The sequence below is a fragment of the Methylobacterium sp. WL19 genome (assembly GCF_008040005.1).
In the GTDB taxonomy this organism is placed as follows: Bacteria; Pseudomonadota; Alphaproteobacteria; order Rhizobiales; family Beijerinckiaceae; genus Methylobacterium; species Methylobacterium bullatum.
In genome coordinates this window covers 1-11,357 of the sequence record NZ_VRVC01000152.1, presented here as the reverse complement: position 1 = coordinate 11,357, position 11,357 = coordinate 1, and the positions used below count along the sequence as shown (strand labels likewise).

General features: G+C 68.5%; 13 protein-coding genes and 1 pseudogene. 8 read left to right on the top strand and 6 right to left on the bottom strand.

Annotated features, from left to right (window positions below):
- Both FV220_RS26240 and FV220_RS21880 read left to right on the top strand, forming a co-directional pair.
- Window positions 1–136: pseudogene (locus FV220_RS26240) on the top strand (H4MPT-linked C1 transfer pathway protein); the annotation flags it as partial.
- An 18-nt stretch (window positions 137–154) separates the two neighbouring features.
- Entirely contained in the window at window positions 155–355 is a 201-nt protein-coding gene (locus tag FV220_RS21880; protein WP_018043476.1) for a hypothetical protein, read from the top strand.
- Window positions 356–368: 13 nt separating this feature from the next.
- Here the strand turns inward: FV220_RS21880 and ruvX are convergent, their stop codons facing one another.
- Complete coding sequence (ruvX, locus tag FV220_RS21875; protein WP_056149348.1) at window positions 369–869, bottom strand: Holliday junction resolvase RuvX; 501 nt, start codon at window positions 867–869, stop codon at window positions 369–371.
- On the bottom strand, window positions 866–1,405 hold the full coding sequence (locus tag FV220_RS21870; protein ID WP_056149350.1) for an SMI1/KNR4 family protein: 540 nt from the start codon (window positions 1,403–1,405) through the stop codon (window positions 866–868). The genes ruvX and FV220_RS21870 overlap by 4 nt, the downstream gene beginning before the upstream one ends.
- 108 nt (window positions 1,406–1,513) lie before the next feature.
- Here FV220_RS21870 and FV220_RS21865 point away from each other — a divergent pair, with 108 nt between their 5' ends.
- The 6 genes from FV220_RS21865 (at window position 1,514) to FV220_RS21840 (ending at window position 6,235) form a co-directional block, all read left to right on the top strand.
- A complete protein-coding gene (locus FV220_RS21865) occupies window positions 1,514–1,744 on the top strand; it encodes a hypothetical protein (protein WP_018043479.1) in 231 nt (76 codons plus the stop codon).
- A 105-nt stretch (window positions 1,745–1,849) separates the two neighbouring features.
- Window positions 1,850–2,137: an Asp-tRNA(Asn)/Glu-tRNA(Gln) amidotransferase subunit GatC gene (gene gatC / locus FV220_RS21860; protein ID WP_018043480.1), complete on the top strand. Its 288-nt coding sequence runs from the start codon at window positions 1,850–1,852 to the stop codon at window positions 2,135–2,137.
- Between the two features lie 92 nt (window positions 2,138–2,229).
- A complete protein-coding gene (gatA, locus tag FV220_RS21855; RefSeq protein WP_018043481.1) occupies window positions 2,230–3,723 on the top strand; it encodes an Asp-tRNA(Asn)/Glu-tRNA(Gln) amidotransferase subunit GatA in 1,494 nt (497 codons plus the stop codon).
- Between the two features lie 10 nt (window positions 3,724–3,733).
- Window positions 3,734–4,033: a hypothetical protein gene (locus FV220_RS21850; protein ID WP_056149352.1), complete on the top strand. Its 300-nt coding sequence runs from the start codon at window positions 3,734–3,736 to the stop codon at window positions 4,031–4,033.
- A 68-nt stretch (window positions 4,034–4,101) separates the two neighbouring features.
- Window positions 4,102–5,574: an Asp-tRNA(Asn)/Glu-tRNA(Gln) amidotransferase subunit GatB gene (gene gatB / locus FV220_RS21845; protein WP_147833209.1), complete on the top strand. Its 1,473-nt coding sequence runs from the start codon at window positions 4,102–4,104 to the stop codon at window positions 5,572–5,574.
- Between the two features lie 262 nt (window positions 5,575–5,836).
- Window positions 5,837–6,235, top strand: a complete 399-nt coding sequence (locus FV220_RS21840; RefSeq protein ID WP_147833208.1) for an ABC transporter ATP-binding protein — start codon at window positions 5,837–5,839, stop codon at window positions 6,233–6,235.
- Window positions 6,236–6,875: 640 nt separating this feature from the next.
- On the opposite strand, the gene FV220_RS21835 is transcribed toward FV220_RS21840, so the two are convergent.
- The 4 genes from FV220_RS21835 to FV220_RS21820 all read right to left on the bottom strand — a co-directional run.
- On the bottom strand, window positions 6,876–8,681 hold the full coding sequence (locus tag FV220_RS21835) for a methyl-accepting chemotaxis protein (protein WP_147833207.1): 1,806 nt from the start codon (window positions 8,679–8,681) through the stop codon (window positions 6,876–6,878).
- 139 nt (window positions 8,682–8,820) lie between these two features.
- On the bottom strand, window positions 8,821–9,846 hold the full coding sequence (locus FV220_RS21830) for an HlyD family secretion protein (protein ID WP_147833206.1): 1,026 nt from the start codon (window positions 9,844–9,846) through the stop codon (window positions 8,821–8,823).
- Window positions 9,847–9,881: 35 nt separating this feature from the next.
- Window positions 9,882–10,076, bottom strand: coding sequence for a DUF1656 domain-containing protein (locus FV220_RS21825; RefSeq protein ID WP_147833205.1), 195 nt, complete (start codon window positions 10,074–10,076; stop codon window positions 9,882–9,884).
- A gap of 12 nt (window positions 10,077–10,088) precedes the next feature.
- Window positions 10,089–11,357 (bottom strand): FUSC family protein (locus tag FV220_RS21820; RefSeq protein ID WP_187273493.1); only part of this gene is annotated, 1,269 nt, incomplete at its 5' end.

The following is an 11,357-nucleotide window of genomic DNA, read 5'->3' as shown; positions in this document are numbered from 1 at the left end:
GCGCCTGGGACGCCCCGCCGTGGCGCTCACCGACCTCATCGCGCCGTCGCTCGCGGAGGAGGGCGCCGACTGGGCCTCCACCTGTGGCCCGGCCGTGGCGGTGGCCCTGCTGGCCGCCGAACCTATCCAACACTGAGCCGAACGGGAGACCCGCATGAGCGCCACGCACAAACTCGCCCGCATCCTGGCCACGCGCTCCGGCGCGGGAATCGAGCTCGCCCTCGCCACCGAGAGCGGCCAGACCCTCAAGGTGCTGGCGAGCCAGGACCAGATCGACATGCTGGTGGACGAGTTGGAGGACATCCTCAATTCGCCGGTCGAGCCCGGCGACGACGAGCCGCCGGCCGCGGCGTGACGCGCCGCTCCCCTCAGTACGCGTCGCGCTCCTCGCGCTCCTCGTCCCCCAGCAGACCCCGGATCTGGTCGAGGCATCCCTGGAGGATGTAGGCCGCCGCCAGCATGTCCACGACCTCGCCACGCTTGGCCCGCGAGGCGTCCGCCGCGATCAGCGCCCGCGTCACCGCCGCCGTGGACAGGCGCTCGTCGCAGAACAGCACCGGCAGGTCGAGCAGGGGCTTCATGTTGCGCACGAAGGAGCGCGTGGCCTGGACGCGCGGCCCTTCGCTGCCATCCATGTTGAGGGGCAGGCCCATGACGAGGCCGCCGACTTGGTGAGCCTCGCACAGGAGGCGCAGGCGGGCGACGTCGGGCGTGAATTTCACCCGGCGGATGGTCTCGAGGGGCGAGGCGATCTGCCGGCCCACATCCGACAGGGCGAGCCCGATCGTCTTGGTGCCGAGATCGATCCCGATGAGGCGCTGGCCGCCCGCGGACGCCGCGACGAACGCCCGGACCTCGTCTTCCGTCACGAGACCTGACCCAGGAAGCTGGAGGGCAGGGGCTCGGCGCCCATGCCGAGAATGCCGCGCACGGCAGGACCCTGAAGCCGGCGCATGAGATCGGGGAGGTCGGCGCCCCCGAACCGCACCGATTCGAGATCGGCGCCCATCACCCAGATCTCGTATTCCCGGCGCTCGGTCTGGTCCGCACCGACGACCACGTCCCAGAACAGGAACTCGCCTGCTTCGGTCTCACCGAAGAAACAGGCGCGTTCGACCACGCTCGGATCGTCGCCCTCCACCTCGAAGCGATGCCCCTCCCGCGTCTCCAGCACGGAGGCGATGCTGTGCGCGATCAGTTCCGAACGGGTGCCGAGGTCCGCGCTCTCGGTGGGGCTCGGGATCGCGATGCGGAGGGAGCCGCAAGCGAGGCCGATTCCGCAATCGAGGCAAAAGCTGCGGTAGCTCTCCGGCAGCGGGAACCCCAGCTCCGTCTCCGCGCGGTCGAGATCGGCCGGATCGGCCTTCGGCCCGGCGGTGAAATCCGCGAACACCGTCTGCCACATGATGTCTATCCCCAACGCGACCCGATCCTACGTCCGAAGGGGAATAGCCGCACCGGGAGCGAATGCGCCATAAGCTCGTTAAGGATTTGATAACGATACGGAGACAGCATGAATCGGCGCGGCCGCCTCTCCCAGGTTCTCGGCATGTTACGGTCGCCCGGCAAAGGCGGCAGCGCCTGGAACGTCGACGCCACGCGCGAAATGCCGTTCCGGCACAAGCTCATGCTCGCCCTGGCCCTCGAGATCCTCGTCCTCGGCTTCCGGCAGTCGGAAACGCTCCGCCAGGACAAGGGGATCGTGGTCGAGGCTCCCTCTCATCCCGGCAACGCCATCGTCTGAGACGACGCTTCCGCCCGCCCCGGCGTTGCGGGGCCGCGAAGCCCGGTGCTATAGCCCGGCCTCTGAACGCGCGTTCCGGCGCAGGTCCCGAGGTCCGAAGGCAGCATGTCGGTCGACGCAACCACAGTGAGGCGCATCGCGCATCTGGCGCGTATCGCGGTGAGCGACGAGGAGGTCGCGCCGCTCCAGGGCGAACTCAACGCCATCCTCGCCTTCGTCGAGCAACTCTCCGAAGTCGATGTCGAGGGCGTCGAGCCGATGACCTCGGTCACGCCGATGGCGATGAAGAAGCGCACCGACGTGGTGACCGACGGCGGTCACGCTCGCGACATCGTCTTCAACGCCCCCGAGACCGAGGACCATTACTTCCTCGTCCCGAAGGTGGTCGAGTAGCACGCTCGATTTCGTGATGCGTGCCCGGCCAGGACCGCGCGGCGCCTGAGAATGGCGACGGGGTCCGGCGGGCTTTGAGGACAGCAGGCGGCATGACCCATCTCAACGAACTCACCCTGGCCGAGGCTCGCGACGGGCTGAAGGCCAAGGATTTCTCGGCGACCGACCTCGCCAAGGCCCATCTCTCGGCGATCGAGGCGGCGCGCGGCCTCAACGCCTATCTGCTGGAGACGCCCGAGCGCGCCCTGCAGATGGCGGAGGTCTCCGACGCCAAGATCGCCTCCGGCGAGGCCCGGCCCCTCGAAGGCCTGCCGCTCGGCGTCAAGGACCTGTTCTGCACCCACGGGGTCGCCACCACCGCCGGCTCGAAGATCCTCGAAGGCTTCCAGCCGCATTACGAATCGGCCGTGACCCACAATCTGTGGCGCGACGGCGCGGTGATGCTGGGCAAGCTCAACCTCGACGAGTTCGCCATGGGCTCCTCCAACGAGACCTCCGCCTATGGCGACGTGGTTTCGCCCTGGCGGCGGCAGGAAAACGGAACGCTCTCCGACACGAAGCTGGTGCCGGGCGGCTCCTCCGGCGGGTCGGCCGCTGCCGTGGCCGCGCATCTGTGCCTTGGCGCCACCGCCACCGATACCGGGGGCTCGATCCGCCAGCCCGCCGCCTTCACCGGCACGGTGGGCATCAAGCCGACCTACGGGCGCTGCTCGCGCTGGGGCACGGTGGCCTACGCCTCCTCCCTCGACCAGGCCGGCCCCATCGCCCGCACGGTGCGCGACTGCGCCATCCTGCTCGGCTCCATGTCCGGGGCGGATGCCCGCGACACCACCTGTGCCGACCTGGCCGTGCCGGATTTCGAGGCGGCGGTGGCGCGGGGGGTGAAGGGCCTCACCATCGGCATCCCGAAGGAATACCGGGTCGAGGGCATGTCCGCCGAGATCCAGGCGCTCTGGGACAAGGGCGCCGCGATGCTCAAGGATGCGGGCGCCACGATCCGCGAGATCTCGCTGCCGCACACCCGCTACGCGCTGCCGGCCTATTACATCGTCGCCCCGGCCGAGGCCTCCTCGAATCTGGCCCGCTACGACGGCGTGCGCTACGGCCTGCGCGTGCCCGGCAAGGACATCGCCGGGATGTACGAGAACACCCGCGCGGCGGGCTTCGGCCGCGAGGTGAAGCGCCGCATCATGATCGGCACCTACGTGCTCTCGGCCGGCTATTACGACGCCTATTACGTCCGCGCCCAGAAGATCCGCACCCTGATCAAGCGCGATTTCGAACAGGCCTATGCCTCCGGCGTCGACGCGATCCTGACCCCCGCCACCCCGTCCGCCGCCTTCGGCATCGGCGAGAAGGGCTCGGGCGATCCCGTGGAGATGTACCTCCAGGACGTCTTCACCATCACGGTGAACATGGCGGGGCTGCCCGGCATCTCGGTGCCGGCCGGGCTCGACGCGCAGGGACTGCCGCTGGGCCTCCAGCTCATCGGGCGCCCGTTCGACGAGGAGACGCTGTTCGCCGCCGCCCAAGTGATCGAGACGGCGGCCGGGCGGACCAAGCTGCCGAAGGCGTGGTGGGCATGAAAGCGCGACCATGACCGTTCCGGTCTATCCCTTCGACGTCTGGATCTGGGCCGCGTTCGATCCCGTCCTGATCGCCATCGCCCTGGTCATGGGCTGGAAGTCGGACCAGTTCGTGAAGGTCATCCTGGTCTCGCTGATGGCTTTCGCCATCTCGGTTATGGTGTCCTGGGCCGTCACGGCCATCGGCATCCCCTGGCCGGCGCCGATCAGCCATGACGGGCCGACCTTCTTCCCCATTCGCTGGATGGCGGGCTTCCTGTGGGGCACCCTCGGCTTCCTCGCCCATCAGCTCTATCGCCTGCGCGCTTGACCGCGCCGGCCGGTCCTTCCACCTTTCCGGTGCGGTTTCGCGCCGCGCAACACTGAATCCGGGCCATCATGACCGCTGCCGTGAACCCTAAGAAACTCATCAAGGGCGGCCTGCACGACTGGGAGGTCGTGATCGGCATGGAGATCCATGCCCAGGTCACGAGCCGCTCGAAGCTGTTCTCCGGCGCCTCGACGGAATTCGGGGGCGAGCCCAACGACCACGTCTCCCTGGTGGACGCGGCGATGCCTGGCATGCTCCCCGTCATCAACGAGGAATGCGTGGCCCAAGCCGTGCGCACCGGCCTCGGACTGAAGGCGCGGATCAACCACCGCTCGGTGTTCGACCGGAAGAACTATTTCTACCCGGACCTGCCGCAGGGCTACCAGATCAGCCAGTTCAAGGACCCCATCGTCGGCGAGGGCGAGGTGCTGGTGGACCTGCCCGAGGGTGAGACCATCACGGTGGGCATCGAGCGCCTGCATCTCGAGCAGGATGCCGGCAAGTCCCTGCACGACCAGAACCCGACCCAGAGCTTCGTCGACCTCAACCGCTCGGGCGTCGCCCTGATGGAGATCGTCTCGCGGCCGGATCTGCGTTCCTCCGAGGAAGCGCGCGCCTACGTGACCAAGCTGCGTACCATCCTGCGCTATCTCGGCACCTGCGACGGCGACATGGAGAAGGGGTCGCTGCGGGCCGACGTGAACGTCTCGGTGCGAAAGCCCGGCGAGCCGCTCGGCACCCGGTGTGAGATCAAGAACGTCAACTCGATCCGCTTCATCGGTCAGGCCATCGAGGTCGAGGCGCGGCGCCAGATCGCGATCATCGAGGATGGCGGTACCATTTCCCAGGAGACCCGCCTGTTCGATCCGGGCAAGGGCGAGACCCGGTCCATGCGCTCGAAGGAAGAGGCGCACGATTACCGCTACTTCCCCGACCCGGACCTGCTGCCGCTGGAATTCGACCAGGCCTATGTGGATGCGCTGGCCGAGGGTTTGCCGGAACTGCCGGACGCCAAGAAGGCCCGCTTCATCGAATCCTACGGCCTCTCCCCCTACGATGCCGGCGTGCTCATCGCCGAGCGGTCCTCCGCCGATTACTTCGAAGCGTTGGCCAAGGGTCGGGACGGCAAGGCCGCGGCGAACTGGGTGATCAACGAGTTGTTCGGCCGCCTCAACAAGGAAGGCCACAGCATTGAGACGAGCCCGGTCTCGGCGGACCAGCTCGGCGCCATCGTCGACCTCATCGGCGAGGGCGTGATCTCCGGCAAGATCGCCAAGGACCTTTTCGAAGTTGTCTGGTCCGAGGGCGGTGACCCGCGCGAGATCGTCGAATCGCGCGGCATGAAGCAGGTGACCGATACAGGCGCCATCGAGGCGGCGGTGGACGAGATCATCGCCAAGACCCCCGACAAGGTTCAGCAGGCCAAGGAAAAGCCGACCCTGCTCGGCTGGTTCGTCGGCCAGACCATGAAGGCCACGGGCGGCAAGGCCAATCCGGCCGCGGTCAATGCCCTGCTGAAGGCGAAGCTCGGGATCGAGTGACCCGCGCCGCGCCGTTGTCGAGGCTCTCATTTCAACCGGTTGCTCAAACCCGACAAAGACATCCTCGATCGGCCCTGGCGCATCATGGTCAGCGCCATGAGCCGGCGGGCGCGCGGAGGCGGCTAACGAGATGTCTTAGAGGCACACGTGTCGGCCCTCGTGATGGCACCGGTGGCGGGGCGGGCGCCCGTCAGCCACACATCTCCCACTTTTATCGGGGGGCATGGCGCTCGGGCGCGCGAACGGCACAGGAAAATCCCAAATGCCCCTCAGGCTCGACCACTCCTCCGTCGAGGAACTCAACCTGGCCTTGCGCCTGTATCGGCGCCTTCTCGTTCGCCTGCCCCTGATCCTCGTCCTGGGCTTCGCCGGGGTGATCGGCCTGTCCCGTCTCAGCACGGTCCTGTCGCCGCTCTACGGCGTCTATCTCCTCGGGTGGGGCCTGGAGACTTGGGGATTGCTCGGCCTCCTCGCCCTTCTCTTCGCGGAGCTATGGTGGGAGGGCCGCCAGATCGGCAAGGCCCTGAACCATCCGGCCCTGCTGGATGCGCCGATCATGGGGCTTATGGGCGGCCTCGGCGTGATCGGTGAGCGCGCCGCCGAGATCGGGATGGAGCCCGGATTCTTCCACGGCCCGCTGCGGCCGATCCGCCAGCGCTGACGAGACCATGGCGCTCGGCAAGCCGGTCCCTCGCGGGCGAAAAGCTTCCGAGATCGATCGCGAGAGCATCCAACACTTTCATGATCCGGCGGTATGAGGACGGCGGTTTTTTGCCCTGGGGGCTGAACCACGCTCTCTCAAAATCGGCGATCAGTTATGTGGGAAGGTTTGCGGGCCTCGAGGCTCGGACACGTCGGATGAAGACAATGGACCGGCGGCGGAAGCGGTCGAATTGGGGCATTCTGCGCATTCGAAGTCGTGCCGTATCGGCCGCTTCTGCGCCCCGGAGACCGCTTCCGTCCCGTGATTCGCGCTTGTGCTGCTCAACGTCCAGGCCGAATTAGTCCCGGATGATCGTCGCAGCATCCTGCTGGGGTGGAGTCATTCCCGTCTCCTGCCTCTAAGTTGGTCGCGATCGACAACCGATCTACGCCTCCTCGTTGCTTGAGCTGTGCTTTGTTCAAGAGCACATGATCAAGGTGCGACTGGATCGCCCTTACGTCAAGCCCCTATCTCGTCTTTCCGGCAACTGTATTCTTTCCCATTCCGCCACATCTTAAAAAGCGCTGCCCATTCAGGTGGTTGGCCAGGTGGTCGACAAAGTGGTCGGCAAAGGATCGTCCGCGTTCCGGGGCCGGATTCAGGCAACGTTCCGGAGTGCCACGCCGCCGCGCGAAGGTGCGAGATTGGGCATCCGTCCCATCGCCTCCGCGTAATCGGCCGCCAGTTCCGCCGCGCCGCGCAAGCCTCCCGGCTCGTCCCGGTAACCGCCCGTGCCGGCAATGGCGCCGCCCTGCCATTGCCGCTCGATCGCGGCACGCTCGGGCGTGCCGGCGAAGGCAGCGATGAAGGCATCCGCCGCCATGAGCAGGCGGCAGGCGCTCGGATGGTCGGCGACGGCGGCGGTGTAGTACCAGGGCGCGGGTGCGATGTTGCCGGGCACGATCTCGATGCGGCCGCGCCACGGGCTGTCGGCGCCGGTGCAGGCCCAGTGCATGATCGGCGCGTCCACGGCGAAGGCATCCACGACGCCCTCGGCCAGGGCGTCGTGGATGCGGCCCTGGTCGGTGATCGGCACGAGGCTGCCGAGGGTCGCCACCCGCCTTCCCTTGGCCTGCAGGTTCTCGGCCCAGCGCAGTCCGGCGGCCTCCAACGTGGCGTAGGCGCTCGGATCGTTGATGACGCCGAGCGTCCGGCCGTCGAGGTCGGACAGGCTGCGGATGCGCGTGTCGCCGGTCCGGCGCGCCAGCACGTAGTGGAGATGGGTATAGGCCTGCGAATAGGCGATGGCGCCGAATCCCGGGCTCGGCGGCAGGGCCGACCATACGATGTCGGCGGGCGCCTCGGAGGCGGTCCGGCCCGCATCGAGCAGTTCCGTGCACTGGTCCCAGGGGCATTCGACGAAGACCGGCGTGACGCCGAGGGACCGCGCGAAGGCCGTGGCATAGGCGATGTCGAGGCCGAGCAGGGCGCCGCCGGCGGCCTTGCGGAAGGACAACCCCTTGAAATCGGGCTCCACGGCGATCCGAAGGGTACCGCGAGCCCGGATGTCGTCGAGGAGATCGAAACCTTTCGGGCGGCGGGCGAGACCGTGCCGGGCCATGTCCGGCGCGGGCAGGCCCGAGGCGGCCGCCTGCAGCGTGGCATCGGCCAGAGCCAGGGCGCGGACGGCCTTGGCCTCCGTCCGGTCGATGCTGCTTTGCATGGCACCGAGAGCCTCACCGATGGAGGCGTTGCTGGCGCTGATCGCGGACAGTTCGACGCCGACACCGCCGAGCAGGGTTTCGATCCGGTCGGCGGTGGCCCGCACGGAACCGGCGAGTCCGTCCAGGGCATGGTCCGTCGAGACGCGCAGGGCAGAGAGATCGGCGCGGACATCGGAGAAATCGATGATGCCGGCCGCGTTGCGTGCGCTCTCCCGGGTCTGGTCGGCCAGGGCGCGGACCTCGGCGGCGACCACGGCGAAGCCGCGCCCTTGCTCACCGGCTCTCGCCGCCTCGATCGTCGCGTTCAACGACAGCATCCGGATCGTCGCGCCGATCCCGTCGATGGCGGCGACGATCCGGCTCGCCTCGGTGGCCTTGGTGTCGATGCGCGCGCCGATGCGGGCGATCTCGGCGTTGATCTCGCGCATGGCCTGACCGACCGCATCCACGAGCTCGCCGCGGAGGCGCTCGGCCGTTCCCGCCGCCGTGTCGCGGCCGACGCTGCCGAGCGTCGCCGCCAAGGAACGGTCGACGCCGGTCGATTGGCGACGGATCTCGCGGGTGAAGCTGGCGGCCTGTCCATTGGCGCGGGCGGCGTGACGCATGAGTGTCGCCATGCCGGCCACCGCGTCGGTGACGCCCCCGTCTCCGGGCGCCGCGGTCGGGTCGTTCTCAAAGGCGTCGATGGATTTCAGCACGTGACCCGACCCAGCCGAGAAGATGCCGGAAGAATCGCTCATGGTCCTTAAGCGCGGTTGAAACCGCTTCACGATCCGTGCTCAACTTCGCGCCAATACTGAAGAAGTTTTCACCTCTCCATCGCCCGGGCATACTGCCCCGAGGCATTCGGCGAAGCGCGACGTCTTCCTGGCCAGGGCTTCAGCGGGCCGCCGCCCCCGAAACACGCTCCTGCCCGGAGGAGGCGGAGGGTCCCGTGAAGCGGTCGCGCAGGGTCTTCCAGAACGTGCCGCCATGGGCACCGGGCTCGCCCACGGAGACGGTGGCGTTCATGCCGGCCACCAGGGTGACGCCCTCGGGAACCCTCTCGATGCGGATGCGCACGGGGACGCGCTGGGCGAGGCGCACCCAGGTATAGACCGGGTCGACATTGGGCAGGCCCTGCGTGCTCGGCGAGGCGTTGGCGTTGCTGATGCCGAGGGTGATGCTCTCCACCCGGCCGTCGATGAGCGCCGAGTAGCCGAGAAGCTCGGCCTTCGCCGCGTCGCCCACATGGATATGGGCCAGCTTCGTCTCCTCGAAATAGCCGTCGATCCAGAACGAATCGGTATCGATCACCGCGACGTTGACGGTGCCGGCGGCGGCGTAGTCGCCCGCGCGCAGGAGGAGGTTGGTGACGCGCCCGTTCACCGGCGAGCGCACTTCCGTGCGTCCTCGGTTGACCCGGGCCTGATGCAGCTGCGCCTTCGCGGAGGCGAGCGCCGCCTCCGCGATCTTGGCGGTGCCCGCATATTGCTGCTTCTCCTCCACCGAGGTGGAGAGGGTGGTCAGGGCCTCGCGCCGGGCCGCCTGGGTCCGTTTGACCTGAAGGTCGGCCTCGCGGTTCTCGAGCTCCGCCTGGGCGGTGGCGATGGCAATGTCGAAATCCACCGGATCGATGACGTAGAGCACATCGCCCTTGGCGACGGTCTGGTTGTCGGACACGCGCAGTTCGGTGATCTGGCCGGAGACCTGGGGCGCTACGCTGGCCACCTGAACGCGGACGCGCCCGTCGCGGGTCCAGGGCGCGGTGACGTAGAACTGCCAGACCAGGGCGGCGGCCAGGCAGGCGCAGGCCAGGATCACCACGATCGCCAGGAGCCGCACCACGCGCCAACGCCGGCGCCTCGCGAGGGACGGCACGCGCTCGCGGGAGGGGGGAGCGTCGGAGAGATCGTCGTCGGCCATTGTCAGGCAAGATCCATGTCGGCGAGCCACCTTGCTCAGAAGAGAATGATGAGAAGCGCGAGGATGCAGACGAAGATCCCCGCCTCGGCCAGCGGCGGGTTGGCGACGTAGCGGCTGAAGCGGATGCGGCTGAAGCCGAAGCGCAGGAGCACCATGATGGCCAGGGCCGCCAGCACATAGGCGACGAAGGGCGAGATCAGGACGCCGCCGAGATCGATGTCATGCCGCATGGGGCGCCTCCATCAGGCCGGTCGCAGGATGCCGAGGCGGCGTAGGAGGCGGTGCTGGCTCTCCATGATGCCGCCCGCCGTCACCAGGTCGCTGACGAGGCGGGCGATGTCGAGCCGCGTCGGGGCGCTCACGGATCGGCCGTGCCGGAGGAACGCACGAACGGACCGGGCGAGCGTGGCCGCGTCCGCCGCCTCCAGCCCCTCCCGCGCCTGCCTCGCGGCATCGTTCAGGGCGGGATCGTCGGGGAGGCGGCACAGCTGGGCATGGGCGCGGGCGGCGGCGGATTCCAGCCGGGCTAGGTCGAAGGCACGGTCCAGGCTCGCCGCGCGGACGGCGGCGCTGCTCGAGCTCCATTGCGAGAATTGCAGCAGCCGATCGCTGTTGAGGCTGGTGCGGGTGGTGGCGTCGCCGCCATCGCCGGCCAGCGCGTCCAGCACCGAATCCCGGGCCGAATCGAGGGCGAAGGCGCGGCGCTGGGCGGGCGAGATCGGCAGCACGATCCGCACCGCGACGAACAGGATGCAGGCCGCCATGGTCACTAGGAACGCGTTCGCCAGGAAGGTCTGTGCGTCGTAGGTCTGCGGGTTGGACGGCGACAGGAGGACCATGAAGAACACGAGCAGGATGAAGCCGATTCCGAAGGTCGGCGGGTTCAGGCTGAGAAAGCACGCCACGAAGATCACCGGCGCGATGGCGATGGCGAGCAGCGGGAAGCCCTGCTCGCCCCCCAGCACGCCGAAGAGCACGATTCCGGCGCAGAGCGCCGCCACGGGCATTCCGATGAGTACGCCCCGGGCAAAGGCCTTCGAATCCGGCGCGATGGCCGAGAGCGAACAGGTCGCCGCCACCTGCACCAGGGCGAAGGAGGTTGCGGGCCAGCCGGCGGCGATGAGGAGGAGGGCGGTGGCGCCAAAGGCGATTCCCACCCGCGCCGCGCCGCGAAGGGCCACGGGCATGTCGCGATGCGTCGGCAGGGCGACATCGCGCTTCGGTCGGCAGCCGGTGGAGAGGGCGTTCAATCCGTCCGCGGCGAAGGAGGCGGCGCGCGCGAAATCGAGGCCGCGCTGTAGCGCCAGGATCTCCAGGGGCTCGTTCGTCCCACCCTGGATCGCCTCATCCACCAGGGCACCGAGGCGATGCGCGGCCGCCTTGGCATCGGGCGTCCCGTCATCGGTGAGACCCAGGCAGATCCGGCGGGCCTCGGCGACGGCCGCGCTGTCGCGACCCAGCATCGCAGCGGCGGCGGTGAAGGCGCGGCTCGCCGCCGCCATGGCGTAGAG